At 64.4% G+C, this 25,403-nt stretch carries 37 protein-coding genes; 17 read left to right on the forward strand and 20 right to left on the reverse strand.

Going from position 1 to position 25,403, the window contains the following annotated elements; all coding sequences use genetic code 11:
* Positions 1 to 2 precede the first annotated feature (2 nt).
* From ABLE91_RS16900 to ABLE91_RS16945, 10 genes are all read right to left on the reverse strand, one after another.
* Complete coding sequence (locus tag ABLE91_RS16900; protein WP_348932528.1) at positions 3 to 1,013, reverse strand: major capsid protein; 1,011 nt, start codon at positions 1,011 to 1,013, stop codon at positions 3 to 5.
* 11 nt (positions 1,014 to 1,024) lie between these two features.
* Complete coding sequence (locus ABLE91_RS16905) at positions 1,025 to 1,408, reverse strand: head decoration protein (RefSeq protein WP_348932530.1); 384 nt, start codon at positions 1,406 to 1,408, stop codon at positions 1,025 to 1,027.
* 3 nt (positions 1,409 to 1,411) lie between these two features.
* Positions 1,412 to 2,461 (reverse strand): head maturation protease, ClpP-related, encoded by a 1,050-nt coding sequence (locus tag ABLE91_RS16910; RefSeq protein ID WP_348932533.1) that lies wholly within the window; start codon positions 2,459 to 2,461, stop codon positions 1,412 to 1,414.
* A 10-nt stretch (positions 2,462 to 2,471) separates the two neighbouring features.
* Positions 2,472 to 2,747 carry a hypothetical protein gene (locus ABLE91_RS16915; protein ID WP_348932535.1) on the reverse strand — a complete coding sequence of 92 codons (276 nt, stop codon included), beginning with the start codon at positions 2,745 to 2,747 and terminating at the stop codon, positions 2,472 to 2,474.
* Positions 2,748 to 2,749: 2 nt separating this feature from the next.
* Entirely contained in the window at positions 2,750 to 4,438 is a 1,689-nt protein-coding gene (locus tag ABLE91_RS16920) for a phage portal protein (protein WP_348932537.1), read from the reverse strand.
* Between the two features lie 9 nt (positions 4,439 to 4,447).
* Complete coding sequence (locus tag ABLE91_RS16925) at positions 4,448 to 6,373, reverse strand: terminase gpA endonuclease subunit (protein WP_348932540.1); 1,926 nt, start codon at positions 6,371 to 6,373, stop codon at positions 4,448 to 4,450.
* A gap of 101 nt (positions 6,374 to 6,474) precedes the next feature.
* Positions 6,475 to 7,077: a hypothetical protein gene (locus ABLE91_RS16930; RefSeq protein ID WP_348932542.1), complete on the reverse strand. Its 603-nt coding sequence runs from the start codon at positions 7,075 to 7,077 to the stop codon at positions 6,475 to 6,477.
* Positions 7,078 to 7,287: 210 nt separating this feature from the next.
* A complete protein-coding gene (locus ABLE91_RS16935) occupies positions 7,288 to 7,827 on the reverse strand; it encodes a hypothetical protein (RefSeq protein WP_348932544.1) in 540 nt (179 codons plus the stop codon).
* 102 nt (positions 7,828 to 7,929) lie between these two features.
* Entirely contained in the window at positions 7,930 to 8,793 is an 864-nt protein-coding gene (locus ABLE91_RS16940) for a hypothetical protein (protein WP_348932546.1), read from the reverse strand.
* Positions 8,794 to 9,117: 324 nt separating this feature from the next.
* Positions 9,118 to 10,620: a DUF5906 domain-containing protein gene (locus tag ABLE91_RS16945; protein ID WP_348932548.1), complete on the reverse strand. Its 1,503-nt coding sequence runs from the start codon at positions 10,618 to 10,620 to the stop codon at positions 9,118 to 9,120.
* 92 nt (positions 10,621 to 10,712) lie between these two features.
* Between ABLE91_RS16945 and ABLE91_RS16950 the strand changes: the two genes are divergently transcribed.
* The 4 genes from ABLE91_RS16950 (at position 10,713) to ABLE91_RS16965 (ending at position 12,401) form a co-directional block, all read left to right on the forward strand.
* Positions 10,713 to 10,970 (forward strand): hypothetical protein, encoded by a 258-nt coding sequence (locus ABLE91_RS16950; protein ID WP_348932550.1) that lies wholly within the window; start codon positions 10,713 to 10,715, stop codon positions 10,968 to 10,970.
* 203 nt (positions 10,971 to 11,173) lie between these two features.
* On the forward strand, positions 11,174 to 11,359 hold the full coding sequence (locus ABLE91_RS16955) for a hypothetical protein (RefSeq protein WP_348932552.1): 186 nt from the start codon (positions 11,174 to 11,176) through the stop codon (positions 11,357 to 11,359).
* Between the two features lie 507 nt (positions 11,360 to 11,866).
* Positions 11,867 to 12,145: a BrnT family toxin gene (locus tag ABLE91_RS16960; RefSeq protein WP_348932554.1), complete on the forward strand. Its 279-nt coding sequence runs from the start codon at positions 11,867 to 11,869 to the stop codon at positions 12,143 to 12,145.
* The gene (locus tag ABLE91_RS16965; RefSeq protein WP_348932556.1) at positions 12,132 to 12,401 is read left to right on the forward strand and encodes a BrnA antitoxin family protein; all 270 of its coding nucleotides are present in this window, start codon (positions 12,132 to 12,134) and stop codon (positions 12,399 to 12,401) included. The genes ABLE91_RS16960 and ABLE91_RS16965 overlap by 14 nt, the downstream gene beginning before the upstream one ends.
* 11 nt (positions 12,402 to 12,412) lie before the next feature.
* Here the strand turns inward: ABLE91_RS16965 and ABLE91_RS16970 are convergent, their stop codons facing one another.
* Both ABLE91_RS16970 and ABLE91_RS16975 read right to left on the reverse strand, forming a co-directional pair.
* On the reverse strand, positions 12,413 to 13,543 hold the full coding sequence (locus ABLE91_RS16970) for a DNA cytosine methyltransferase (protein WP_348932558.1): 1,131 nt from the start codon (positions 13,541 to 13,543) through the stop codon (positions 12,413 to 12,415).
* Positions 13,544 to 13,547: 4 nt separating this feature from the next.
* On the reverse strand, positions 13,548 to 13,916 hold the full coding sequence (locus tag ABLE91_RS16975; RefSeq protein ID WP_348932560.1) for a helix-turn-helix domain-containing protein: 369 nt from the start codon (positions 13,914 to 13,916) through the stop codon (positions 13,548 to 13,550).
* Between the two features lie 179 nt (positions 13,917 to 14,095).
* Between ABLE91_RS16975 and ABLE91_RS16980 the strand changes: the two genes are divergently transcribed.
* The gene (locus ABLE91_RS16980) at positions 14,096 to 14,455 is read left to right on the forward strand and encodes a type II toxin-antitoxin system HicB family antitoxin (RefSeq protein WP_348932562.1); all 360 of its coding nucleotides are present in this window, start codon (positions 14,096 to 14,098) and stop codon (positions 14,453 to 14,455) included.
* A 2-nt stretch (positions 14,456 to 14,457) separates the two neighbouring features.
* On the opposite strand, the gene ABLE91_RS16985 is transcribed toward ABLE91_RS16980, so the two are convergent.
* Both ABLE91_RS16985 and ABLE91_RS16990 read right to left on the reverse strand, forming a co-directional pair.
* On the reverse strand, positions 14,458 to 15,132 hold the full coding sequence (locus ABLE91_RS16985; protein WP_348932564.1) for a GcrA family cell cycle regulator: 675 nt from the start codon (positions 15,130 to 15,132) through the stop codon (positions 14,458 to 14,460).
* Positions 15,129 to 16,376 (reverse strand): DUF7146 domain-containing protein, encoded by a 1,248-nt coding sequence (locus ABLE91_RS16990; RefSeq protein ID WP_348932566.1) that lies wholly within the window; start codon positions 16,374 to 16,376, stop codon positions 15,129 to 15,131. The genes ABLE91_RS16985 and ABLE91_RS16990 overlap by 4 nt, the downstream gene beginning before the upstream one ends.
* A gap of 47 nt (positions 16,377 to 16,423) precedes the next feature.
* Here ABLE91_RS16990 and ABLE91_RS16995 point away from each other — a divergent pair, with 47 nt between their 5' ends.
* The 8 genes from ABLE91_RS16995 (at position 16,424) to ABLE91_RS17030 (ending at position 19,531) form a co-directional block, all read left to right on the forward strand.
* Positions 16,424 to 16,675, forward strand: a complete 252-nt coding sequence (locus ABLE91_RS16995; protein ID WP_348932568.1) for a hypothetical protein — start codon at positions 16,424 to 16,426, stop codon at positions 16,673 to 16,675.
* A gap of 101 nt (positions 16,676 to 16,776) precedes the next feature.
* Positions 16,777 to 16,944 carry a hypothetical protein gene (locus tag ABLE91_RS17000; RefSeq protein ID WP_348932570.1) on the forward strand — a complete coding sequence of 56 codons (168 nt, stop codon included), beginning with the start codon at positions 16,777 to 16,779 and terminating at the stop codon, positions 16,942 to 16,944.
* Between the two features lie 7 nt (positions 16,945 to 16,951).
* The gene (locus ABLE91_RS17005) at positions 16,952 to 17,212 is read left to right on the forward strand and encodes a hypothetical protein (RefSeq protein WP_348932572.1); all 261 of its coding nucleotides are present in this window, start codon (positions 16,952 to 16,954) and stop codon (positions 17,210 to 17,212) included.
* Positions 17,213 to 17,353: 141 nt separating this feature from the next.
* Positions 17,354 to 17,602, forward strand: a complete 249-nt coding sequence (locus ABLE91_RS17010; RefSeq protein ID WP_348932574.1) for a hypothetical protein — start codon at positions 17,354 to 17,356, stop codon at positions 17,600 to 17,602.
* Positions 17,603 to 17,731: 129 nt separating this feature from the next.
* On the forward strand, positions 17,732 to 18,079 hold the full coding sequence (locus ABLE91_RS17015; RefSeq protein WP_348932576.1) for a hypothetical protein: 348 nt from the start codon (positions 17,732 to 17,734) through the stop codon (positions 18,077 to 18,079).
* Between the two features lie 156 nt (positions 18,080 to 18,235).
* Positions 18,236 to 18,508, forward strand: coding sequence for a hypothetical protein (locus ABLE91_RS17020; RefSeq protein ID WP_348932578.1), 273 nt, complete (start codon positions 18,236 to 18,238; stop codon positions 18,506 to 18,508).
* Between the two features lie 21 nt (positions 18,509 to 18,529).
* Positions 18,530 to 18,775 carry a hypothetical protein gene (locus ABLE91_RS17025; RefSeq protein WP_348932580.1) on the forward strand — a complete coding sequence of 82 codons (246 nt, stop codon included), beginning with the start codon at positions 18,530 to 18,532 and terminating at the stop codon, positions 18,773 to 18,775.
* Between the two features lie 279 nt (positions 18,776 to 19,054).
* Positions 19,055 to 19,531, forward strand: coding sequence for a hypothetical protein (locus ABLE91_RS17030; RefSeq protein ID WP_348932582.1), 477 nt, complete (start codon positions 19,055 to 19,057; stop codon positions 19,529 to 19,531).
* Between the two features lie 242 nt (positions 19,532 to 19,773).
* Here the strand turns inward: ABLE91_RS17030 and ABLE91_RS17035 are convergent, their stop codons facing one another.
* The 3 genes from ABLE91_RS17035 to ABLE91_RS17045 form a co-directional block, all read right to left on the reverse strand.
* Positions 19,774 to 19,998 (reverse strand): hypothetical protein, encoded by a 225-nt coding sequence (locus tag ABLE91_RS17035; RefSeq protein WP_348932584.1) that lies wholly within the window; start codon positions 19,996 to 19,998, stop codon positions 19,774 to 19,776.
* 51 nt (positions 19,999 to 20,049) lie between these two features.
* Positions 20,050 to 20,583: a hypothetical protein gene (locus tag ABLE91_RS17040; RefSeq protein ID WP_348932586.1), complete on the reverse strand. Its 534-nt coding sequence runs from the start codon at positions 20,581 to 20,583 to the stop codon at positions 20,050 to 20,052.
* A 64-nt stretch (positions 20,584 to 20,647) separates the two neighbouring features.
* Entirely contained in the window at positions 20,648 to 21,199 is a 552-nt protein-coding gene (locus tag ABLE91_RS17045; RefSeq protein ID WP_348932588.1) for a hypothetical protein, read from the reverse strand.
* A 77-nt stretch (positions 21,200 to 21,276) separates the two neighbouring features.
* On the opposite strand from ABLE91_RS17045, the gene ABLE91_RS17050 reads away from it, so the two are divergent.
* A complete protein-coding gene (locus ABLE91_RS17050; RefSeq protein ID WP_348932589.1) occupies positions 21,277 to 21,549 on the forward strand; it encodes a hypothetical protein in 273 nt (90 codons plus the stop codon).
* A 5-nt stretch (positions 21,550 to 21,554) separates the two neighbouring features.
* Here the strand turns inward: ABLE91_RS17050 and ABLE91_RS17055 are convergent, their stop codons facing one another.
* The gene (locus tag ABLE91_RS17055; protein WP_348932590.1) at positions 21,555 to 21,785 is read right to left on the reverse strand and encodes a transcriptional regulator; all 231 of its coding nucleotides are present in this window, start codon (positions 21,783 to 21,785) and stop codon (positions 21,555 to 21,557) included.
* Between the two features lie 83 nt (positions 21,786 to 21,868).
* Between ABLE91_RS17055 and ABLE91_RS17060 the strand changes: the two genes are divergently transcribed.
* Positions 21,869 to 22,621, forward strand: coding sequence for an XRE family transcriptional regulator (locus ABLE91_RS17060; RefSeq protein ID WP_348932591.1), 753 nt, complete (start codon positions 21,869 to 21,871; stop codon positions 22,619 to 22,621).
* On the opposite strand, the gene ABLE91_RS17065 is transcribed toward ABLE91_RS17060, so the two are convergent.
* Both ABLE91_RS17065 and ABLE91_RS17070 read right to left on the reverse strand, forming a co-directional pair.
* Positions 22,608 to 24,023: a hypothetical protein gene (locus tag ABLE91_RS17065; protein WP_348932592.1), complete on the reverse strand. Its 1,416-nt coding sequence runs from the start codon at positions 24,021 to 24,023 to the stop codon at positions 22,608 to 22,610. The genes ABLE91_RS17060 and ABLE91_RS17065 overlap by 14 nt on opposite strands.
* A 290-nt stretch (positions 24,024 to 24,313) precedes the next feature.
* Positions 24,314 to 24,604 carry a hypothetical protein gene (locus ABLE91_RS17070; protein WP_348932594.1) on the reverse strand — a complete coding sequence of 97 codons (291 nt, stop codon included), beginning with the start codon at positions 24,602 to 24,604 and terminating at the stop codon, positions 24,314 to 24,316.
* Between the two features lie 110 nt (positions 24,605 to 24,714).
* On the opposite strand from ABLE91_RS17070, the gene ABLE91_RS17075 reads away from it, so the two are divergent.
* Positions 24,715 to 24,972, forward strand: coding sequence for a hypothetical protein (locus ABLE91_RS17075; protein WP_348932596.1), 258 nt, complete (start codon positions 24,715 to 24,717; stop codon positions 24,970 to 24,972).
* Positions 24,969 to 25,400 (forward strand): hypothetical protein, encoded by a 432-nt coding sequence (locus ABLE91_RS17080; RefSeq protein WP_348932597.1) that lies wholly within the window; start codon positions 24,969 to 24,971, stop codon positions 25,398 to 25,400. The genes ABLE91_RS17075 and ABLE91_RS17080 overlap by 4 nt, the downstream gene beginning before the upstream one ends.
* Positions 25,401 to 25,403 lie beyond the last annotated feature (3 nt).

Below are 25,403 nucleotides of genomic sequence, written 5' to 3' on the forward strand. Positions count from 1 at the left end.
CGTCAGGTCAGGGTCAGCTTGCGCAGCACCTGCGGGCGAGTGCAGAGCGAAATCGGGTTCGTCTGCACCTCGAGGGCACGCCCCTTCCCGTTCAAGGACGGGATCTGCTTGGCGTAGAAGGGGAGCCCAGGAGTGTTCACCGTCTCCTCATAGTCCGCCGGGGCGAACCGGGTGATGAAGAGGCCAGGAACACCCTTGACCACCACGCGCGCCTCAGCCGCCGCGATGTAGGGCGCACCGAGATCCGTGGTGGCCTTGGCTCCGGTGCGATACCGCTCCCAGGTCGCGCCGCCGAATTCGAAGGTGTTCGGAACATCCTGGCGCAGAACAGCCGCGCCGGCATTGTAGAGGAAGGTCTCGGTCACCGCCTTGTGGGTCCACAGGGCGCGGTGGAAGTCGCGGCCGGTGAAGACATGGATGCCGTCATAGGGCTCGTCGAGGGCGTCTTCGATCGAATACACCACGTCCTGCCACAGCGATCCGACTTTGGTGGCCTCGACATCCAGTTCGAGCGACACAGCGGCCGCCTCCGCGATGCCGAAGCGCGTGTACAGGTTGTGCAGCACCTTGCCACTCTTCGAGGTGACAATGCCCTTGATGCCGCCGACCCGCTGGTGCTCGATCGTCATAGTGAGGTCGGCAGCATGGCGCTGCGCCTTGCTCTCCACCCGCTCCTGCAGCGTCTCGAGCTGGCTCTCGGTGCCGAACGCGCGAACGTTCTGCACTTCGTCGGCCTTGATGAAATCGTCGCGCTGGTAGTGGTCGACGATGAACGGCAGGAGGTCGGGTTCTTCGTTGCCGGTTGTCTCGCCGGCGCCACCGCGCTGGGTGGGCTCGACGAGGGCCAGACGACCCTCGCGCATCTCAATGGAGACGACGGTGGTGGTGACGCTGTCTTCCTCGAAGATGCCGGAGGCGGAGACCTGGCCCGGCCGATAGGGCTTCGAGTTCACGGCGGCGGTGAGGGATTCAAGGCTGAAGCCGTCGCCGTCCCAAATATTCACGCGAGGCATGGGGGCAGCTCCTATCGAGCGATTATCATGGCCGCGGCAAGCTGGGTATGCTTGGCCGCGATCTCGTTGACGGTATCGACGCTCGCCTCGAAGACGAGCATCGGCTTCTTCACCTCGCCGAGGCGGGACATGACCACCACCTCGACATCGGCGGCGGTGGCGTCCACGGCGTAGGCCAGCACGGTCTTGGCGGTCTCCGCTCCCTCGCGGCCGGCCACCTCCGCCACCGCCGAGGGCGCATACTTCTTGGACGCAGCGATCTGGCCGAGCACGGTGCCCGGCTTCAGCTTGCCGGCGCCCGACACGATGGTGACGGTGTCGTAGCTGATGCGGCCGAAGTCGGAGAGGACGAAGCCCAGATTGCGCGGGCCCTGCGTCTTGGTGGTGAGGTCCATGGATCAGCCTCCATTCTTGGCGCGCATCGCGAAGATCGCGGCGCGGTCGATCTTGGCCTTGGTCTTGGGGGAGCCGCCCCCGCCGAGGCCGGCAGCGGTGGCGCGGCTCTGCGCATAGAAGGCAGGGTCCGGCAGTTCCTCACCCGCGTCCTCGTCACTCGCCATCGCCTTCGGAGCGGCGAGAAGAGCGGTCTTTGCCTTCTCGGCATCGAGACCGGCATCGGCGAGGGCCTTGGCAAGGTCCTCGCATCCCTTCGCCTCGGGCAAGGCCATGACGGCATCGCGCCGCTCACGGTCCTGATCCTTGGCCTTCATCTCGGCATTCTCCTTGCGGAGACGGTCCAACTCGGCGGCAGTGTCCCCGCCGTTGGGCTTATCCGTCATGGTGGGCTCCTGCTGCTGACGGGGTGATGTGGGCGCTTTCGCCCGCTCCCTGGCCTCGAAAGACCAGTTCTTCTGCTTCGCCAGCGCGACGAGGCGCTTGGGCGCGTGGGCATAAAGCCGATAGTCGAAGGCGGCCACCGGCTCGGCCGGCGTCTCGGATGCCGTGTCGGCGAAACCGGAGGCGACCGCCTGTTCGGGCGTCATCCAGGTCTCGCGCTTCATGACCGCGCGGCAGGCGGCGAGGCTCTGGCCGGACTTCGCCGCGTAAATCCGCGAATAGCCCGACGCGAGCGTTTCAAGCTGCTCGACGGTCTTCTCGTGGTCCGCGGCGGTGCCGAAAGTCATTCCGCTGGGGTCATGGATCATCATGACCGAGCCGGCCGACATGGTGACCGTGTCGCCCGCCATGGCGATGAGGGAGGCAGCAGAGGCGGCGATCCCCTCAACCACGATGTTGATGGCGCCCGGGCGGGCGGTGAAGAGCGCGTGGATGGCCGCGCCTTCGGTGGCGTAGCCGCCGCCGGAATTCAGATGCACCGGGAGGTCGACATTGGGGTCGACCTGCATCAGGCAGAACGCGACATCCGCTGCCGTGAAATGATCCTCGGACCAATCCGCACCGACATCGCCGGACAGCCGGAGCCTTCCGTCGTCAATCATCGCAGCCATGTGCTGATCCTCAATAAGGCCGGTAAACGCCGCGGATGGCGTAGCGCCGCCGCTTTCCCTTTTTGGCGTCGCAGGCGGACTGGAGCCGGGCCAGTTCGGCGTCGAGGTCCTTTATGTTTGCGGCGCCCCAGCGGGTGCGCCGGTTCGTGACGGGAGAACGGATCTCCATCTCGTCGACCTTGTCGCCGGCGATCACCTTCAGCTTGAAGGCATAGAGCGCCTGCCAGAGCGCGCATGGGTCATCGGCGTCCACCTGGGCGCCGTTGATCATCACCATGTTGGGCATGGTCAGGCCGCCGCCGGCTCGCGCCGGCCATCCACAGCCGCACCATCCGGACCCGCGCCGCCGCTCATGCGCTGGAACGGATCCGGCAGGTGGAGTTCATCCACCACCACATCGCGCTCCCGCTTGCGCTGGCGCGCTGTCTCTTCCCAATCGCGCCCGTACAGCGCGCACTCATCGGAGAGCGACGACAGCCCGGTCTCCATGCGGATCTTCGCCGCCATCGCCGCCTTGTAGTCGTCCGCCGTTGGGGCCGCCGGCCCCTGCCATTCCGACCAACAGACGCGGTCACGGTTGGCCGCAAAGGCGCGATAGCCCCCCTTGAACGGAATTCGGCCGGACGCGATCTCTTCGTCGAGCCACGCCTCCATGATCCCTTGCGCCAGCGGTGCGGCGAGGCGTTCCCGGCGGCGGACGGCAAGCGGCCAGATGGTTGCCGTCTCCATACGCACCGAGGAATAGGTGGCGCCGTTGAAATCCATGGATGCGGAGGTGGCGGTGACGCCGATGCAGCGCGCTGCCTCTCGCTTCAGATTGGCAGTGAAGGGTTGGTAATTACTCCCGGGCGTCTGCGCGGTGTGGAACATCAGCTCCTCGCCCGGGCCGAGATGGCCGATACGGGCGCTGTCCGCGAGGTCGATACCGCCGCCTTTCAGCGCCTCGATACGCTGGCCCCACACATCAACGAGATCGCTCACCACGCCGCCAACAAGCTTCTCCCATGACGCTTCCCCGCCATCGAATCCCGCCGGCATCTCCGTGTCCCGAAGGGTCTGGAGCGCCTGCATTGCCTGTTCTGTCGCCTCCGGGCTCTTGATGGTGGCGGCAAAGACGGTCTGCAGCAGTGCCGTCGCCAATGTGGCGTCAGCGAGCTGGTCGTACTGGGCGATCACCTTGAAGATGGGCGCCATCGGTGAGATGCCGCGATAGGCACCGGGGTTTGCCCCTCGGTCCATGACGTGCAGCACCTGCGCCAGGCCGGCACCATCACGGGCGGCAATATCCTTATCGCGCTCGATCCCGTCTTCACGCTGCCGGAACCGGTAATGGGTCGGCCGGCCATTGGCATCATGGAAGATGCCGTCATAAAGCCCCTCCATCTCGCTCGTACGTCGCGGCAGGCGATGTGGCGGGATGAGGGAAGCCTTGGTGCCGGTCTTCACGCCGTAGCGGGCACGATCTGGACCCGACAGATAAGACAGCACACCGAAGCACTCGCCATAGCCGAGGTATGAGCGCATGTCGGCGTCGAGCATCTCGGCGACGGTCGACTTCCCCTCGAGGTCACACTCGGCAGGGCTCCAGCACCACTGCCGATGGCGCGCCTCCACCAACCGGCACCACTCGGAACGCTCTTTCTCGTCATACCCCAGACCCGACAGATCTGGCCGTAGATTGAGCTTGAGCTCGGTGCCGATGGTGTCCACCACCACCTGATCGGCGATGCCGGAAATCCATCCGCAATTGTGCAGGAAATCCAGTGCCAGGGCGGAGGCGCGCTCCGCCGCTTGACGCACGTCGATGGCCGCATCTCGCGTCACCGCCCGCCGCATAGAGAGCGTGCCTGCGCGGTCATCGCGCAGGTAGCGCATGCTCGCGCGGTGCGGTCGCGCCGGCAACGCCGCGGGCGCAGGCATGGCGGTGACGGCACGCGTCCCCGCCTTCACGCGCCACCGCGGCTTCGCCTCGACCATGTCAAATCCTCACGAATAAGCACCCCAACGCTTCCGGGAGCCGGACGAGCGAGGTGGTACGGATGGGGCGACCCGCGGCGGAACCACTGGCGCTTCGAGTGCAGCGGGATCCGGCGAGGACTCTGCTTCCGCCGCCACTTGCTTTTCTGCCTCGCTGGCGAACAGATCGAGCGGCGGAGCCACCACGTGGCGACGGCGCAGCGCCGCCCATCCCGCCGGCGTCAACCGCGAGAGGCCAAGCAGCTCGGCCATCGCCATGGCGTAGACGTGACAATCGAGAAAGTGATTGTCCTTCCTGATCTTCTTCCAGCCTTCAAGGAAGCGGCCTTTAATCATCTTTTGCTCGAACCATTCCGCCGTGATCTGGCGGAAATACTCTTCACCCAGCCAGTCGCCGAAGTGGCAATAGCCGGGAGGGTCCGTGGCGGCGCCACCGGCGAGGCCGACCTTATGCAGATTGCCGTAGAACTCGCCCTTCAGCGACCAGGTGCCGACCGGCCAGACCTTTCCGCCCTTGGCCTTCGGCCGTTTGCCGTTCTTCTTCACCGAGCGGTTCGCCGGCTGGCTAATGGCCGGCACGCCGCGCCCGGGCTGGCCGCTGATGGCATAGGTATTGGCGTGGCGCCGGCACCACTCGATCACCTGCGTGGTGCGGTTGCCGTCGCCGGCGTCCACCGACATGGCCTCGATCCGCCGCTCACCCCCATAGCTATCCGGCCACATGCGCTGGTGCAGTTCGGAAAGCTTTTCCCAGGCGCCGGTGTTTGGATCGTCGGTGGACCCTTCGACAAAGGTGGCCTCGACGGTCCAGGTCTGCCGGTCCTCCGCGAATGCGAGCGCGATGAACCAGATGCCATCATGCTGCACGTCAGCGCCGGCAACGAAGATCAGCCCCTCGGGCGGGATGACACCGCGAGGATACTTCTCCCGGCGCTCCATGAGGCGCTGGTGGTCCGGCGCGTTTCCCCGCATGGCATGGGGCAGCGCCAGCACCAGGTTCGAATAATTCTTCTGCCCAGGCTCGCCGCGCTTCTCCGCCTCCAGCTTGTCGTTGGCGATCGCCTCATAGCTCATCATGAGCGACATGAAGGCGTCGATGTGGAAGCCGGGATGCCTGTCAGGCCCCTCCTTCGTCGGGATGTAGCGGCCCGTTCGAACCTCCGCCACACGCTCCATCTCGCTGATGAGGTGGCCGCAGTCCGGGCAGACGTACTCGGACTTATGCGGGTGCTTGCGGTCAATCAGCAGCCCGTCGTCGCACTGCACAAACTCATGCCGACATTCAGGGCAGCGGATATTCCAGAACCGCTGGTCAGAGCGGCGAAACGAGCGGTCAATCCGGCAATGGCCGGGGTTGTCGCCCAGATCGTCGCCGCTATCGAGCTCCGGCGTCGAGATTTCGAGGATCTTGTAGGACCGCTGCCGGCGGAACGCGGTGAAGCGCCCGAAGAAAAGCACCTCCGGATCGTCGCCGGTGTTGGTCTCCTTCCACTTCGACAGCTCGTCCTTCACCCCGTAGCGACAGGTGCGAAGGGAGAGGTCGATCGCGACATTGGCATTCGAAAGCGAGAGATACCCGCCCGCGAACCGTTTCTCATAGACCGTAGAGCCGGCGCCTGATCGCGATACGGCGGAATAGATGATCCGCTTGTCCGTCTTCTTCTGCCAGGCGTCGATCAGCGGCTGCAGCTTCTGGCCGTTGATGTCCTGCAGGGCGTCGATGCCGGGCACCGCGTAAAGCATGTTGTCCGGCGCCACCTCTGCAAGATAGAGCGACCAGGCGAGCGCGAGGATGGACGCGCCGGTCTGCTGTCCCTTGCGGATGGTCACCAGATTACAGGGGTGCTCGATACTGAGGCAGGCCGCCGGCTCGATGAGATAGGGCGCATCGACCGCCGACCACAGATCGCCCTTCTTCGCGCCGTCCACCAGCACGATGTTCTTCGGCAGCCACTCCACGAACGAAACTGGCGGCTGCGGGCGGACGGTGGCCGCAAGGCGGCTCCCCACCAGGTGCAGTGCGCCGGTGTGCGCGTTCATCCATCCTCATCCGAAAGGGCGGGATCGCTTGCCGGCGCCTCGGCCGCCAACGCGGCCATGGCATCCGCAACGCTGCTGTTGAGTTCGAAGGCAACGTCCCGCAGCTTCAGGCGCACCCCGTGCACCCCCTCCTTCGCCCCAGCGAGCGCCACATCATCCGCTTGGTTCGGCAGGCGTGCGATGATTGCCTGTATCTCCCGGCCGGCGCGCTCCAAGGCCACGCTCATCAGGTCGACGCGCACGAGCTGCTTGCGCTCTTTGGCCTGATCGAGCTTCTCCCGCTCGACCTTCAGCCATTCATTCTGGCGGCGCGCCTCCTCGAAGGAATCCCCGCGGGGCACATCCCCGCCAATTGGGGGTGACGGTCGCGACGCCACCACCTTGGCCGGGTTCGAGAACTGGCCTCGGTGATGGTCGTAGTGCGCCAGCGAGATCCTCGCGACCCGTCCGCGCGTGTCGCGCTCTACCGGGACGCCATGTTGGGCAATCAGACCCTGCACGACCTTGGAGACGGCCTGCTTGCTGATGCCATCGCGCTCCGCGATCTGCGAAACGCTCCACATGACCCGCGGCCCGCTGCTGTCAACCGGCTGCGCCATGTGTCAACCCTGTCAACCCAAGCTAAACCGCTGTTTCACTGGCGAAATTCCGCGATCCGCCGGGACCGTGGGTGTCTTGATGGGCGGATACGGTCCCTGAACCGGGGGGCGCAGCGGTGGCCCAGGTGTTGGGCTTGGCCTGCCTTCGTTGCGACGGGGCAACACTTCGGGCGGCGAAGTGCTGGAGTGACACGCCTTTGTGCAGGAATGTCACGCCCGGCTGAGGAGGTAGGACACCTGCTGCAGGATCACGGTGGCGAACTCGCCCTGGGCGATCTGCGCGAGCATGTCCTCGTACTCGGCCGGGGTACGGGCGACCGCATTGGCCGGGTTCGGGCCGAACAGCATCTCGGTGGGCAGGCGCCCCTTTCCGAGGCGCTGCATCACGATGCCGGCGGCGCGGCGGGCGGAGGCCTTCGGGATGAAGGCGCCTTCGTACCGGCCTCGGCCTCGAACATAGACGCCGTAGCCGCGCTGCTGGGCGCCGAGCGCGTCCAGCGGAATGTTGGTGGACCGCACCGTGAGGGTCACGTCGCCGCCCGAAAGGGAGGAACGCATGCGATCTTTGATGTGCTTCTGCGGCACCTTGATGTGATGCGAGGCGAAGCGCGCATAGGTACGCTCGACCACTTGCCGCGTGCGCCCCGCCGCCCGGCGGAAGGCGATGGCCTGCATGTCGTGGGGCAGGCGCTCGAAGATGCGAGCGACCCTTTGGAAGTCGGACGCATCGAACTGGAGTTCAGCCGTCACATGACCGCCTCCCCGATCGAGCCACGAAAAAACCCGGCCGCGAGGTGCGTACCGGGTTTCTTTTGATCCGTGACAAGAGATGGACCAAATAACTGCCGCACGTCAAGCAGGGATTGGTTTCTTTTTTTGGCCCTCGCGAACAGTCACGGCCCGGACGATGGTCGATGGCAAGATTCGCACCTCCGGAGCGGCGGCCTCCCACGGCCTCGCGGATTGAATGCAACCCGTGACCGTGTGGGCAATCAGCCCCCGCCCCTGCAGATCCTCCGCCAGCATTGCCAAGGCGGCGACCCACAGCTCGCGCTCGCCCCGGTCCACCACGGTACCCATGGGATCGGGCACCAGCTCGAACTTGCGATAGGCGCCGGGATAGGGCCGCTGGCGGGTGTGATTGTAGCCGTCGATTTCCACCTCGGTCGACACCGGGTCGAAGGGACCAGGCGTCTCCTGCACCACGCGGCGAAACCATTTCGGCTTTCCATGCTCGCAGATCATGCGCCGCGCCGGCACCTCGCCCTCCCAAGCCGGCGCGCTGCCGAGGATGGCGTGCCGGATCACGAGGCGGGACAGCGGCTGACGCGGTTTCCTCAGGCCCTTCGCGTCGAGGATGAAGAGGCGTTCCACACCCCGGCGCACCGCCTCCGCGCCCTCATCGCCCAGATCGCCCATGTCGGACAATGGGCTCCAATCGCCGGGCAATTCCACCTCGCGCTTACCCAGCCGTTCCACCGCCTCCGCCACCGCGAGCGCGTCGGGATGGGGATCGTCAGCCGCCATGTCCAAAGGAACCAAGCCCCAACGGTTGGCGATGTCCGTCTCCTGCACCACGGTGTGCAGCACGCTTAACTTCGACATGGCGGACCAGCCCGGCCGGATTGCGGCCACCATGGACGTGGGCCGCCCAACCTTCGGCAGCTCGTCCCGATACGTCCATCGCAGCAACGCCTCGATATTGATCTGTTTCATGACCCACCCTTCCCGGTCCAACCTTGTCCAACCTCGGTTTTCAAGGTTGGACCAAAGAAATCCTTTGCCCGCTTCACTCGGTCCAACCTGTCCAACCTGTCCAACCTCAAAACAGCCATTCGAACCGCGAGAGCGGGACCTTCGGCAAAATTTGGACCCCTGCTTGCGCGCGTGATCACGTGCACGCGCGAGGGGAAAGGTTGGACAGGTTGGACAGGTTGGACCGGCCTTTGGAATGGAAGGCGCCGCTTGGTCCAACCTCGCCTTTCGGTCCAACCTCAAGGTTGGACCGAAAGGCCTTCACCCCTTCAATCCCAGTCTCTCTCACGGCGCGGATGGCTCCTCCGGCTCCGCCACCGAGGGCCATGCGACGGCCTGCCCGACTTCCTCCTCAAACGCCTCCCGGCAGCGATCCAAGGACGGCAGCCGGTAACACCAGGCGCGCCTCATCACCGAGGGCGAAACCTCGTAGAAGGGACGGCTCTTGATGAGGCCCGGCACCATCTTCATGAGCTTGATGCCGAAGGCCGTGAGTTCGCTCTTGCGGCGCACGCCAACCTTGTCGGCGACGGTGATGTAGTCCTCGAACAGGATGGAGACCGGTATCTCCTCCATCCAGTATTCGCCCGCGCTGGTGGTGGTGCCGGTGATCAGCCGCTCCACCCACCAGCTTTCCACACTGTCGAGCGATCGAAGCTTCTGCTCCAGCAACGCCCCGGTGCGTGGGATCTTGCGCAGATCAACGGTGGAGAGGTCGAAGTGCAGCAGGTCGAAGAGCAGCGCCTCCCGGCCGCCATTGGCCAGCTCCTCATCCATCTCGCGGAAATAGTCCGTGTTCTGAGCACAGCGCGGGTTCACATCGAGGACGCAGAAGCGCCGCTCATCCTTTCCCGCCGGCACCACCCAGTCCTCGTTCGACGTCATGAGCAGACGCACGAAATTGTCGAGGCGGATGGGATCGATGCCCTTGGCCTCGATCATCTGGAATTTGGAGGTGACAAGGCCCTTCAGGCGGCCTTCCGCCGCCTTGTCGCCCGCCCACACCGCCTCCTCCGCCTGCAACAGGAGGCAGGACGCCATGTGCGCGTTGAACTGGCCGGTCACATAGCGCGGATCATCCACCGCGAAGTAATGGGCGGGGAACAGCGAGCCGAAAACCTCGCCTATCTTTGTTTTTCCCGTGCCCATCTTGCCGCGCAGCACCACGGCCGTTCCCACCCGCTCTCGCGGCCGCTGGACCATGTGGGCGAACCAGCCGAACAACCAGCGGAACAACACCTCGTCCCCCTCGCACACATTGGTGAGCATGTGGTCGCGCAGGATCGCCCAGCCCCCGGGTTTCTCTTTCGGCGTCAAGGCGAAACCCCGCCACAGGTTCAGATAACCGTTCGTGCTCGCCGCCCCGTCGGGGTTGGGGAAGAACTCGATGCCGGCGAACTGGCGCCGCCGGCGGTGTGTGAGCCATCGCTTGGCCCAGGTGGTGCCTTTCACCTTCCCGTCGGCGCCGCGCACTTCCGTGAAGGTGTTGCTGTGCCATTGGCAGAAGGCCTCCACCGAGAGCAGGCGGAGCCGGTCCTCCATGGGTCCAGCCACCTGCTCCCGCGCGATCACAGCCTTGGAGCCCATGAGCACGAGCGCGTACTCGCTGTTCATCACCTCGACATCAAAGCCGCCGGCGCGCAGCGCAGGATCTTCCTCGGCGAAAGGATCGCTCTCTCCCACATCCTCATCGGGTTGCGGCGAACCCTGCGCGGCCGAGATGATGGCGACGATATCGGCGGCACCCGGGGGCGAGGCCTCGGGGAAATCGGATGCGGAGGTGGTCAAACAGCTCTCCCACCATCGAACGCCGGAAAGGAACTCGAAAGGCCACGGGAATGTTGAAAGCGCCTATCCTGGTCCAGGCCCGTGAGCACCCAATGGCGAAACAGTGGAATACACCGCTGGCACGCACGTTTTCCGTCTCTTGGCACCGGGAGTGGTGCATCAGCACGATCAGCGAAGCCATCGCCTTCATGATGGATTGCTGCGGAACGCTTTCGTCCCGCCACTTCGACGAGGCGATGGACGCGCTGATCCGAGCCGCGACGACCGGCGAGCGCGCTGACATCATCGAGGCCACTGCTGACTTCCGGCGGTTCCTCACGCGGCACAACATGGTGCACGCCTTGAGCTAAGAGGAACAGATTGCTCAGGCACTGTGAATGGATTCGGCAACCCTGCCTTCGGACAGGCCGAGCGCTTTGCGGATGCCGACGGAGGCAAAGCCCCCCAGCCGGGAAGGCGTCGTCGATCACCAGCTGGCGGACGGTCGCGCCGCATCTCCGGAACTGCAACCACACAGCCGGGGTTGATAGCGTTGGGCTGAAAAGGACAGACCATGGACACCCGGCAAAAAAGCCCCTTCCTCGCCCAGCTTCAGCAGCGTGACCTAAGCCAACCCGGCAGGATGATTTCTCGTGAAATGATCGATCGTCTGCTGACTGCACCGGACGAGCGGCCGCGGATCTTGAACAGCCCCGCGCGGCGCGGGCTCGTGCCGAAAGTGCTCCCGTCGACCCGGTGACTTCCGCCCATTCCATTCGCGTCCCAATGGGGCGAACCCGCTGGATGGGCGGATGAGGAAGTCGCTCCCGCGCCTGGGGGCTGATGCGGCTCCGACCGCCTTGTGATAGACTGCCGGTTGCAGGCTCGTGTTCCGAGCGGGGATACCCTCTCATACGCTCTGGCCCCGCGATCCTGGAGCATGGCACCCGCTCAGGAAGCAAGACGGCGGGCGCCGTGATGGCTGAGGGCACCCCGGCCATGCGCCCCGTTGCGGCAACGCCCTGCGGGGCGTTCTCTTGAGGCTGGTCACGACCGTGGGCAGCAATCTGGAACCCATGTTGCCGTAGCCGAGATCTTTCCAGGCCGTGACGAAGGCCTTGAAGATCTCGTCCATGCGCAACGGGCGACACTTCCCATCCGCCCCCGCTGGCGAAGTCCCCCACGGCCATAGCGTTCATTCCGCGGCCCCTTTTCCGTATCCACAAAAACTCTTGACGTCATCTATTTTCGTATCTACAAAAACCTCATGAAGATCACCTTCGACCCCGCCAAGCGCGCCGCCACCCTGGAAGACCGGGGCCTGGACTTTGCAGACGCCGCGCTGGTGTTTGCCGGGCGCACCTTCACGGTGCAGGATCGCCGGCAGGACTATGAGGAGCCTCGCTTCCTCACGGTGGGCGAACTGGCGGGCCGCATGGTGATCGTGTGCTGGACCCCGCGCGGTGAGGCGCGTCGGGTCATCTCGATGAGGAAGTGCAATGACCGCGAAAAAGCGCTCTATCGGCAGCGACTTGAAGAAGGTTGATGCCCACGTGCCGAGCCCGGCTGAGTATGAGGAGATCCCGGAGCTCGACGCCGCCGCCTTCGCCGAGGCGGTGGAGGAGGTGGCCGGCAAGCCCAAGGGCGGGCGGCCGCGCTCGGACAGCCCAAAGCAGGCGGTGAACATCCGCCTGTCGCCGGAGGTGGTGGAGCATTTCCGCTCCAGCGGGCCGGGCTGGCAGACGCGCATCGACGCGGTGCTGAAGGCGCACGTGGTGCAGGCCGGCCGGCGGAGGGCATAATTTGAGGTCATTCAGCGGCCTCTGCGAATGTCGAGGTAGGCGCCGATGACTTCCGCCGCCGCTTCGGCATTGATTGCATTGCCGTAACCGCGCAGGCGTCCCACTCGGGCGGCAGCCCCATGAGCCAGCGGGAATGTGCCGGGTTCAACTGGCCGCCACTTTCCATCCCGGCAGAAGAGCCAGTCAGCATCTCGCCAGAGGCCGTTAACCGGGCCGGGTGGCCCGTGTCGATCATGGACGCTCGCTGTGGGAGCGGAATGCCCGTATCGTGCGGCCTGATCGTCCCGTTGCCTCGACAGCAATCCTGCGCGGTCGGGCTCGGCCAGCCAGCGAGAAGGATGTAATCGTCCAGGTTTCGCCGACGCCCACCCGTCCTCTCGACCATCCCCGAGCGGCTGTTCGCTCCGTCGCGGGACTGCGGAGTGGGCCAGCCCGCGGCGCAGGGCGCCTGCCAAACTGATGGCTCGATCTTCACCCCAGAGATGGGCGTGTGCAGGCCATGCATCTCGCATCTTTCGGCAATGCCTTCGGGCTTCTTCCAATCGGTCATCCCCGCCACCTCGTTCAGTGGACGCGCATTCGTCCCCCAGCGCTCCTGCGTCTTGCCCTTCCAATCCCGAGCCGCTGGCGTCGGCCAACCGTTCAGCAAAGATCCACTGTCGCTGCCGGATGTGTGGCGCGCCGACGCCCGCAGCGCAGAGATCAACCGCCCCGCAGGCGTAGCCCGTTGCTTCCAGGTCAGCTTGTACAAGGTCGAGCCAAGCGAGGCCGTCCTTGCTTGCAACCTGCTCACCAAGGAAGACTGGAGGGCGTCGGACGCGGATGAGATGGTGGAACGCCGGCCACAGGTGCCGCTCGTCATCAAACCCGCCGCCTGCGCCTGCCGCGCTGAAAGGCTGGCAAGGGCATGATCCGGTCCACACGGGGCGATCGTCGGGCCATCCTGCAAGACGCAGGGCGTAGCTCCAGACACCGATGCCGGCGAAGAAATGGCACTGGGTGTAGCCGGCCAAGTCATCAGGTCGAACATCGACAATTGACCGCTCATCGACATCGCCTGGCGCGATGTGGCCGGCGGCGATGAGGCTGCGGAGCCATTGGGCAGCGAAGGGTTCGATCTCGTTGTAGTAGGCCCGACCCATGTCATCACGCCGCCCCGTCGCAGCACTGGCGCAGCAGCGCCTTGTCGGGCTCGGACAGGAAGTATCCTTGCTGCGGCGCGCACGCGATTGACACCCCGAGCGGCGCGAGCTTCGAGCGCATCTGGGAGATGTGCACCAGCAGGGCCTTTTCGCCCCGCGGCTCGGTTCCGCGCGCTCCGTAAAGCACCGCCTCCAGCGCCGCGCGTGTCGCCATGCGTCGCGCCATAAGCACGCGCAGGATCACGACCTGCAAGTGTGTCAGCCGCCACGCCGCGGGGGGCTGAATCTCCTCCATCAGCGCTGCCCGCAGCCGCGAGTTTTCTTCGCGGAGCGTCTCGCATTCGTGCTCCAGGCTGAGGGCATCGAGGGTCACGCCGCCCTCCCCATCAGCGCGTCGTTGAAGTCCAACCCATCAGGCGCCCATGCGATGGTCATTGGCGCCCGATCGTATGTATGGCTACAAATGAGCGGTTCAGCCGCGCACACCGGCGGGAGCGGTAGTGCGGCTGGCCGGCGCCATCCCGACAGAACAAGACGCAGGAGCGCAGACGCGTGCCATACGCAATCGGCATCGTTCATGTGGAGAATGGCGCCTTCGGCATCTCCTTCCCCGATTTTCCCGGCTGCATATCCAGCGGCAATACCCTCGACGAGGCGGTCACGAACGGCGCCCAGGCGCTCGCCTTCCACCTCGAAGGGTTGGTCGCAGACGGGATACGCATTCCCGAGCTTAGCACCCTGGAGAGCCATAAGGCCTGGGAGGCCGATTGGCTCGAGGGGGGCGTCGCGGTCACAGTCCCGGTGGACATCCCTAAGGACAAATCGAGGATGACCGAAGCTAAAGCGATCACCGAGCTCAAAGCGCTGGTGAAGCACGCCGCTGTTACGGCCAAGCGCTCCCGATATCACTGACATCACGCCGCCTCCCCGATGGTGTCAACCAGGTCGCCATCGCGCGGCCGGTTGGGCGCGCGGGCGATGCTGGTGTCGAAGGGTGGGCGCGGCGGGTGGCCGGCGGGACGGTAGGCCATGCAGTGGTGGCGTCGGCAGTAGGACTGTCCCTCCGGTGCCTTCGCCCCGCACACTTCCAGCGTCAGGCCCTCGCCATCCACCGGCCAGCGGCATTGCCACCCTGTGGTGGAGGCCAGCAGGACGCCCGGCCGCTCGGCCGAGAACAGCGCAGAAAAGCGCGCCGGCGGCGTGGGCGGCTTGCGGACACCATCGTTCGGCACGCTCTTCTCAAGGGTCGGCGCCACAACGTCAGGCGTGCGCGGCGGGCATTCAGGGCCGCACGCTGATCGGCCCTTACTGGCCCGCCGCGCTCCCGGCGCCGGGGGGGAGGCGTCCCCCGGCCCGGAAAGGATGATCGGCTTCGGCCGACGGGGGCGCCCGGCGGGATAGCCTTGCGCGCCGTGCAGCCGGAGGCCCATACGCTCGCATTTGCCGATGACTGCATTGCGCGTCACCTGGACGCCAAGCTCACAAAGCCGACTGGCGATCTCCCCGGCGCTAAGTGGCTCCGCCACCAGTGCCCGCAGAGCGGCGACATTCTTCTCGTCAGCCCACGGCCCTCTCGAAACTCCGCTCATGCCGCTTCCCTCCCCACATGCGCCGGGAGATGCCGGCGGCGCCGCAAATCGTTGAAATCGAAACCTTCCGGCGCCCAGGCCGTGGTGCAGAACCGACCGGGCGCGGCGTGGCGCGCCTCGGCACGCTCCATGGCGCAGCGGGTGGCGAAGGGGTCGCTGTCACCGTCGCCGAGGAATGTCTGGTGCACGATGCTCTCGGGCAGCCACATGGCCGCGCTGTCCATGCGCGGCACTGGCCCCTTCACACGCTGGGGCCGGCTGTAGCCGCGCTTGTCCACGACACGTTTAGTGGGATGCGGCACCGTGGCCTCGGCCGCGCCCGCGAGATTGCCGAGGTCGACGCCGGCCGCGAACTCGGTGGCGGAGAGGTCCCATCCCGCCTCCATCAGGTCGGCCCAGACCGAGAGTGTGGTCTCGATCCCCTCCCCCGAAATGCCATGGGTAGCGACCCCGGAAGGCGCCGGCACAAGCTCGATGCGGTTGCCCTGCTTGGTGCCGCGAGATTTCTTCGCCGGAAGCTCTTCGCCTGTGTCGGGATCGAAGACCTCCGCCTTGCCCTTCTCGCGGGTCAGATCCAACCAGGTGAAGTGCAGGCCGCGGAAGATGTGCGTCGGATCGGTGATGGCCGCACCCATGGCCGGGCCACGGTAGATCAGGCGTGGCCGCTTGCGGCCGCGCTCGTCCTCCTCTTCCCCGTGAAAGTAGGGGGCATCCGGCAGGAAACGCAGCACCTTGCAGCGCGGCGGCAGCACGAGCCGGCGCAGCTCGAAATAGGCCAGCAGGAACGGCGCCTCATGGGCACGCTTCCCGTTCTGGAAGATCCGGTAGAGCCGCTGCCGCTCCTCCTCGCGGTATGTCTCGGAGGACACCGTTGCAGCGTCGCGTTTCTTTTGCGCCTCGGCCTCTCGCGCCTCCAGCTCCTCGGGCGAAAGGCGCACGCCCGTGCCGCCCCGCGGCGGGGGACGGCTGGTGAGCGTCTCGCACGCGGCGATGAAGTCGGCACCGTCGAGATACTGCACCAGGGCGATGGCCCGCCCGCCTCTGCCTTCGGCGCGGCACACCCACAGATCCTTGCGGGTGTGGACGCTGAAGCGGTCGGTGCCGCCGCACACCGGGCACGGCCCGCTGCGCTCAATACCCTTGGCCAGCTTGATGCCCCGCTTGTCGATAACCTCCATGCAGGTCACCGCGCGCGCCTCGTCCAGCCACTTCTCGAATTCGGGATCGCGGGCGGAGCCGGTCATGCGTCACCCCCGAAACCAATTGGTGAGCACGGGCGTTGCACTTCGCTATGCACGACTTCTGGTACGAACCTCTGGCGCGGACGCTGGCGCTCAATGACCGCACCGGCGGCATCACTTTGACGACTTTGGCCGACGCTGGTCGTTTTCTGCTCGACCGGTCCGAAAGCTTGATGCAGCCCGCCGAACTTATCGATGCCATCGACCTTGTTCTGGAGGCGGCCAAGAGCGGCGAAGCCGACGACATCGAGGCCGCGACGGTTCAGCTCGAAAGCGTTTTCTCGGCTCAAAGGACGAGGTGAGGTCGCGCAGCTCCTCGCAACGCGATGATTCAGACCAGCTGCGGAACCGGAATGGCCAAGACCGCGTTGCGCCCCCGCTGAAACACGCTGGGATGGCCACAATGAAGTTTCGAACCGAACGCCCACTTCTTCAGGCGCTTGTGCAGCACCTGCGCGGGAAGTCAGACCACAGCCTCGCGTCCGCCCTCGAGGTGCTCGTCGCCGCGAACAGGCAGAGCCCCGTGCTCGACACGAGCCGCGCGGATGCGGCAAAGCGGCTGCCCGGTTGATCGCCCCATGGCGAAGGAATGGGATGCGCCGCTTGCCCGCGGCTTCGACATCACCTGGCATGGCAAGCGCCATGTCGCGACCGTCAGCGCGGCCATCGCTTTCATGATGGAGTGCTGCGGCACCGTGATGTCGCCGCAGTTCGACAAGGCCATGGACGCCCTGATTTTTGCAGCATCGACTGGATCGAAGAAGGACATCGTGGCCGCAACTGAAGAATTTCGTATCTTCCTTGCGCGTCATGCCATGATACATGCATTTGCAACGTGAACCCTGCGGGCTCTCAGAAGCCAGATATCCCATTCCGTATGGGCAATAGATACCAGCTATATTTTCAGCCAAGCTGCAACGATCAGTGATGCCCAGGGTTGTTGTGGTGGGAATACACCCCAACACATAAGGATAACGATCATGGGCAACCCGAACCAACCCGACCAGGACCCGCAGCGCCAGCAGGGCGGACAGGGCGGTCCCGGCCAGGATCCCAATCGCCAGCCCGACCAGCAGCAGGATCGCAACCGCCCCGGCGAGCAGCAGCGCCAGACCGGCAGCGGCAAGGACCAGCAGGGCGGCCAGAAGCGCCCCGATCAGCAGAGCCAGTACGGCAACACGGACGAGCAGCGCCAGGACCAGAACAAGGACAATCCCGGCCAGCGCTGACCGCGCCACAGAGCGAAAAGGCCTCGCCCCCTTCCGGGGCGGGGCTTTTTGCGGGATGCGCCGGCGACGAACCTCCGGCGCGCAGGAACTTTTAGGCCGCAGGCCAGTGCTGGCGGCGGGAGATTTCAGATGACCAATTTCGCGCGCGACCAGCGCCAATCGCTCACCATCAACACCGCCCCGACCCAGATCAGCCGCCGCGGCGCCGCGGCTGCCTATCCCGGGGCGAAGCTGGACTGGACCATTCCCCTGCCTGGGGTCTTCCGCGCTCTGGATGGCAAGGAGATCCGCACGTTGAAGGACGCGGCCGATCTCCTCTCTGGCCACGCCCTCGGTTGCCACGATCCAGCGGTCCGCCAGGTCGCAGCGGATCTGCTCGTTCGCGCCGCCCGCACTTGCACACCGAACGATGTGGCGGCCGCGTCGGAACGGGTGGGACGCTTCCTCCTTATCGAGCGAGTTGCGCACGCCATCTGAGGCCCAAGCCCCCCGCTGAAACCCAGGCGAAGCCGCCGCCGAATGGCCCAGCGCCGCGCCAACGGCGGAACCCGTTGCACCACATGGCGTTTCTAACGCCAGCCCTTGCCGCACCTTTGATCTTGACCGTGCGCCGCGTGGGTATATGACGGTTTTATGACAATCGGATTTGGTATCGGCGGCATGGTCAAGCACTTCGACATACGCTTGCCCCGCGAGGTTCACCTCAAGGGCGCCCCCGGCGTCATCGCGACCATTGATGACGCGAAGGAATTCGTACTGCGAGCCCCGGCGAAGACGACGGCGCAGGCACCTCTGAATCGCACTATCAACGCGGTCATGAAGGCGGCGGAGACTGAAAGCCCCGAGGATTTGGAGGCCGCAGCCAAGTGCCTTGAGCGGCTCGTCGCGCATTGCAGGAAGCGCTGATCCGCAGCGCTCATCCCCACCATGACCGACTGGAAGACGCCCCTCGCTCGTTCGATCACGCTCCGAGGACGTGCGAGCGGTACGCTCTCCACGCTGGAAGAGGCGGGGAAATTCCTGCTCAGCCGGTCCCAAGGGGTGCTGCGCAACGACGTTCTTGCGCACGCCATGACGCTGCTGATGCAGGCGGCGGAGAGCGAAGACCCCAAGGACATCGCTGAAGCCACCACCCAGCTTGAGCGATATCTGACGGCGCAAAAGATGCAGTGACCCTGCGGCAAAGCCTCCTCTATTTGGACGCTTTCCCGGTTTCATGTGCCGCGCATTGAGATCGCGCGCTGGGTTAGGAAGATCCCCTCGGGCCCGCAGCCCCGGAGCCGACGTCTTGAGCAGCAGGCTTGCGCTCGCGCCGCCTGGAATAGCCGGGGAAAGAAAGGCTATGCGGCCTGTCCATTCAAGAATGGGCAGGCCGTTTTGCGTTTCAGCCGAGGAACACGCGGAAACAGACCGTGTTCCGCAATCATGCTGGCTGCGCGAGGGAGTAACGCCATGGCGAAGAGCGCATATCCGGATGATCAGCACCAAAGCCGCATGGATCGGATAGACCCGCCACGTGGGAAGCTGAAGGTCCGCACCCCGGGCCTGGATCAAGCCCGGCATCATCAAGGCGGCGGCACCACCGGCGAAGTCGGCGGAGACCGGCCGGCAGAAGTCTCGACGAGCCCGATCGCCCCTATCGATGGGCGTGACCGTCTTCCCGGAGATGGTCCCGAACGCCTGGGCGAGACTCACTGGGATGACGACCTGATCTATCCCATTCAGCTCGCGCACCCGCAGGTGCGCCTCAAAACATTGCGCGATGCCGGTCGGCTTCTGTCCGGCGAGATAACCAACATGGTCCACTCGGCCGCGCTCCAGCTCGCAGCGAAGAAGCTCGTGCGGGCGGCGAAGACAGGCACGGTCGAAGACGTGTCGGCGGCCACCGATGACCTCGACCGCTTGGTCAGGACTGAGCGGTTGATGTGAGTGACCGCCTACATTCGCCGGTCTCAGCTTGGCTGTTTTCGCACTCGGGCGTCCCGCCAGCGTCTGATCCGGCGGGGCGCTCCGAATTTCGGTAGCGTCTGCCGCTACACGCGGGCAATGAAGGCGCGAAGGATGGGGCGAGCTCATCGTCCGCACCCGGTTTCCAACCGGCCCCCAGGACCATCCGCCCCGCCGCACGCTTGGCGCCTTCTTCGGCTCAGGCGACGTGAGAACAAGTTGGTTCACGCCACCCTCCCCATCTCGAACACCAGCACTTCGCGCTCACGCTCGGTCCAGACGCGGCCATTGGCAGCTTCGCCGGCCAGGGCATCGCGCACGCGGTTGGGAGAGAGGCCGAGAAGTGCGGAGATGTGGCCGGGCGCATAGCCGCGCGCTGCCATCCGCCGGGCGGCGGGCGCGCGGCGGACGTAGTGGCATCGCACGTGGATGACCGCGCAGCGGACCATGCTCCCCTCCCCTGTTGTGTCCAGGCCTTCCCAGCCCGGAACGCGATGAACTCAGGCGCGCCGCTGGCGCGTCCGCTTCGGCGCCTCAGCCGGCACGGCGCCGTCCTCGGCCTCGGGAATTCCTGAAAGGCGCCGCTCGGCGTTCAGCAGCGCCGTGTGGTGCTGCGCGAGCTCGCGGCGAAGCTCCTCGCGCTCGCGGTTCGTGATCTGCCCATCGGCCAATGCCGCGCCGTAGGCGGCGGTGAGGCGGGCGGCTGAGGAGGTGACGCTCACCAGGTCGGCCACGAAGTCGCCGCCGCCCTCACCATCCTCGATGGGCACCAGCCGGTGGCCCGTCAGGGCGGCGAGCGCGCGGGCGAAGACCGGCTTCTGCGAGACGAATTCGAGCAGGAAGGCCGCCTCGAGCGGCGCCAGATCCTTGTGCGCATCACCCTGCCAGCGGCTGATCTGGCCTGCGGAAAAGCCGGTGAGCTGCTCGACGCGCTGCGGCCCGGTGGAGCCGGGCACGATGCTGGCCGCCACGGCTGCGCGGGTGGTGCTCTTGATGAGGGCGATCAGCCCATCGGGCAAAGGGGTAGCGTCCACGAAAAAAGCTCCCTGCTTTTTCGTTCCGAAAACGGCGGTTCAGTGCGAGCTTGGGCTTGTCAGATCACGGCGGCGGGGTTGCCCTCCGCGGGACGGGAGGTTCGGGATGGATGCCAGGAACAGCGACACCGTCACCCTCAGCCGGAAGGAATTCGCGGAGGTCATGAACCTGTGGTCGACCTTCGTCGCCCGGCTCATGGCGCCCAGCGTCAAGCGGGATCCCGGCGCGATGGTCAATCACACCACCCGCGAAGCCCGGATCTTCCGCACCGCCGTCGTGCGGCAGACGCGAAATGCCTTCCTCGTCGAGCACGCGGACGATTTCGCCAAGGCGCTGGAGGAGGCCATCGTCGGAGAGTCCCTCCAACGGAGCCTCTCCGGAGACAAGCCCGTCCAACGCCAGCAGCCGGTCCGCGGCGGTGTCCAAATCCTCAAGCCGGGCGACGGAAAGGTGGCCGATGGCCTGGGTAAGAAGCAGGCCACGCTCTCGCTCCGTCGGCCGAAGAACAAAGACGGTTCCTAGGCGCGCCCGAATGTCCTGGATCTTCTCGATCTGCCATTTCAGATCGCCGAGATCCTCCTCATCAAGGCCTCGCAAGTCGAAGGTGGTGCTCATTCCGCCCGCTCCGAGGTGGGATGCTGGCCGGCAACGAACGCCATATAGGCAGCATAGATTTCAGACGGAGACGCACCTTGGACACCGACGATCTCATTCAAGCGCTCATTGCCCGCATCGCAGTGGTGGAGCAGATGAACCTGACCCTGCTCGCCATGTACGCGCGCGATTTCGAGACGCCTCACCACGTCGCGGCGGCGCTGATGGACGATGTGCGGCAGAGGATGGCCGATATGGGGGCTCAACCGCTCCCAGGCGCAGAACAGCTCGGCGACCGAACCGCCCAACTCGTGAATGAGCTGGAGCGGCGGGCTTTGTCGATGATCGGGCCCCTGCCCGGCAACGGGTGACTGGCTCATGCCGCCATCTCCTGCGAATGGAGGCTCGGCGCTGGCCCGTAAATGTCGGGGCGAAGTGCGTAGCGAGAAATGCCAGTGATATTTTCAACTACAAGCACACGCTTCGCCGGGACCAAATCCCACTGAGAGATCGCCTGCGGGGAAATCCCTATTTGTCGCGACAGCTCAGTCGGGCCACCCGCGAGGCGGATTGCTTCTTCCGTTGGGGAGAGTGCGAGCTCTGACATGACGTCATTAAAAGCACAGCTTTTACCCTGGCACAAGGCACACTTTCATAGACGCACCGTTCTCGGGGCATGAAAAAGAAACAATGAAGGAACTTGGTCGAATTCTGCGCGCAGCGCGCCTTCGGAAGAATATGGTTCTGCGCGAGGTCGCGCAGAGCCTAAAGGTCAGCACGTCCGCTGTTGGACAATGGGAACGAGGTGAAGATGCACCCTCCTCGGATAACCTTCTGCGCGTGTGCCGCCTACTGGGGATCGATCCAGGTCAGGCATTGGTCGGGCGGATGCGTGAAATGGATCACCACAATCTTACTCACGATGAGCATATCGACTCGATGGAAGTTGCCGCAAGGCTCGACTACGATGAAGTGGCGCCCAAGCAAAGCGAGCCTCCATTTGAGGATGCAATTGCCCAGATAGCCGGCCGGATGGGAGGCGGATCGACTGGCGAAGTCGTCACGATTCAATTTGGGGAAATGCAAACGCTTGAGCCCGTCGCCGATTGGTGGCGCGTCCCGCCAGGGGCTTTGCGATCTCTCGCTGGAATTTCGGCACATCACATTGCGGGATGGGTAATGGACGGCGACTCGATGGAGCCAACTATCAAGCGTACAGATGTGGTATTTATCGATACGCGCCGAAGGTCCGTAGAAGCGGATGGAATTTGGGCAGTAGACTACGGCCAGGGGCGGACACTGAAGCGTATTAAGGTGAGGCGCACAGGATCAAACGCCCGGTGGATCCTTTCATCAGATAATCCGCTGTATAGCTCCGACGAATTTGACCCTGATGAAGTTACCATCTTTGGCCGTTACCTTTTTCGGTTTACTCAGTTTTAATTGCCCATGTTTTTGCTCGCCCCCTACCAGCAACGCCAAGGCAAACGATAACTGATCTCCTCTCAAGGGTTCGAAGAGCCAGATTTATGCTCTTCGGATTTGTAAATTTTGTATCCATTTTCTCCTGGATCTCGCTTGTACTAAGTGGGCCAAATGCTTTCAGCGCACCTATAATCGAATCTTGCGTTGTTGAAGCAGCGCCACGCCCTTTTGAAAGAACTCTCTGCCTGATCTCACGGATTCGACCCTCATGGCCCATTCTAATGCGCTCATGCAACGCCGAAACATCTATCTCAGGAATGTGTTTTTTCAGCACGGCAGCGACAAATTCGCCTTTTTTTGTAAGTCTGTAGCCAGAATGGCGGCCACTCTCGACAGAGATCTTTTGGATAAGCCCAGACTGAGTAAGCCTCTGAACTACTTGCCCAGATCCATTCGCTCTTCCAATGTCCTTTTTAAACGGCAAGCCATAGGTCAAATCAATAGTCTTAGCTTCGCCCAGAACATCTAGAATTTGAATAAACCGCGCACGCAGTCGCCCAAAGTCGCGTAGCGGATCGGCTGTCGTCACCTTGACTGCATCTCTATCATATTGCGGATGGTCTAGACCCCGCGGAGTGATGGCAGCATAACTTCGGTTGCCAAGCTTAAATGTGATTACCAGGCCCTGGGTGCTCAATTGCTGAAGATAGGTCTTCACTTGATGCCCCGCCACCCGAACAAGCGAGGCGATGTCGTCGAAGCGAGCAAGCGTTTCGGGCAAAAACGTAGAAATAATTCTACCTCTTGTCTCGTGTAGATTGGGGGCTCGAAGTAAGATCGTTTCCTTACCGGCATTCTCTGTTCGTACATAGATGAAGGCCCCCTGCTCCCCCGATACAGGAAATCTGCGTATTCGCCCCTCTGCCATAAGCTTCTTCGTCATCTGATCGACGCGCTGACGAGTGACGCCCAACTCAATTCGCAAGAAGGACGCGGAGCGCGGGGAAGAGAGCAGGTCCATAGCCTTCAAGACAGTAGGGCTTTCCGGCCCTCTATTCAACCTAGGAATTTGCGTCGACTCCGTCTGCTCTACCCCATTCAGCAAATAAACCCCGTGTTGCACCTTCTTCATAAGTCCGTTTGCCAGCATTCTTACTATGGCGTTCGCTACTTCTGCCTGTGGGACGGCAGGCATCAAGCTTAGTAATATCGCTTTCCGCCTCCACGGCTTTCCGTCAGAGAGAAGACTGACGACCGCTTTTTGAGTATCCGAAGTCGCTTTAGGCGCTGATGTTGTGGTGAGTACAGGCGTGTCGCGAACGATAAGAATACTCGCGATCTTGAACTCACGCTCCAGGACATCCCTTAACCGGGCTTCGTTGAGAGTTTCGGACGAGAACTCCAACCTGTATTTATGCATCGATTATCCGCCCCTTTTAGTGATCTCAATGCATTCGCCTTAAAGTTGTCAACCGCGTTTTTATGCTGAGCGTGACTCGATTCCGTCACCTCGCTCGAAGAGCCCGGCGTCTCCGCAAAGAGCAAAATTCGTCACCCAGACATAGAATGAAAGCTGCACTTGTTTTATAATAAAAGTCGTGCTTTTATGCCGTGGCCAATAGTGATGAGGACGGCATGTCGCCCCTGGAAACGACGCAGGCCAAAAGCGCCCCTTCAACGGCGCGCGCTGCCCGCACATCTCCCTTCCGCCTACTGCGTCTTCGCAGCCTCGGCCATGCGCTCCAGCGCAAGCTCAATGGCGCCTTCCAGGGCGGTCGCGGCGGCCTGCAGCACGGCGTCATCCCGGATCTCGGGAGCGAGGGAGTCGGAGAAAGCCCGGAGCGTCCGCTGCATGCCGGCGCCGATATCCGCCACCATCGTCTCCGCGGTGCTCGGCGCCAGGCGGGCGAGAGCGGCAGCGAGGTCGGCGAAGGCATCCTGAAGCTCGCTAAAAGCGATCTTCGTCGCGACCATCTCGCGCTCTGGCGTGAGTACGAACACTTCTGTCTCCTCCATGATCGGCCGCTTGTGCGGCTCGCTTGTGCGGAACCTAACATTGCGGTGCACGCATGAGCCAAGAGCTTGAGCGTGTCTGTGCAATGGCGCAGGCCATGCAAGATCGGCGCCGGGAGACCGGCGTCTGCACCCGCGACGATCTGGTGGCCGCCGGCTTCACCCGCGCCGAGATCGCCACCCTCAGCGATGCCGCCCGCGCCCTGCTGGTGCCGGAAGCGCCCGAGCCGGGCCGCATCGTCCTGCACCCCTCTGCCCTCCCCTCCGCCTTTCTTCCCACCGGCGCGCCGCGCCGGCCCCACCCCAGGCAGATGGCCTTCGCCGAAGCCGTCGATTTCCACGGAGCCCTTCGATGACATTCACCGAATGCCCGCCCGACGTGGCTGCGGGCGATATCGTCCGCTGCATGTCGCTGGCGGGCCTCAAGGCCGACAGCCCGCTGCTCCTCGGCAACGTCTACACCGTGCGCGCCAATGAGGGCCTCGACGATGTCGAGCCCATGCAGCGCTCGCGCGTGCCGGTGATCCACCTCGCGGGGATCGCGGGCGGCCCTTACGCCACCTTCCGCTTCTCTCTCGTCTCGCGGCGGCGCGAGGCGGCGGCGCAGGAGGCAGCGGCCACCGCCGCGCGCATGGCGCGGGTGATGCATGAGCGGGTGTCCCTCACCGGCCACTGCACCGAGCACGACCTCGCCCGCGCCGGCTTCACCGCCGCGCAGATCCTCGAATTTGCCGATGACGCCCGCGGCCTCGCCGGCGCCCCCTCCGAACTGGCGGCGGCGTAGCCC

Origin of the sequence: Aquabacter albus, from assembly GCF_040049275.1 — a bacterium.
In the GTDB taxonomy this organism is placed as follows: Bacteria; Pseudomonadota; Alphaproteobacteria; order Rhizobiales; family Xanthobacteraceae; genus Aquabacter.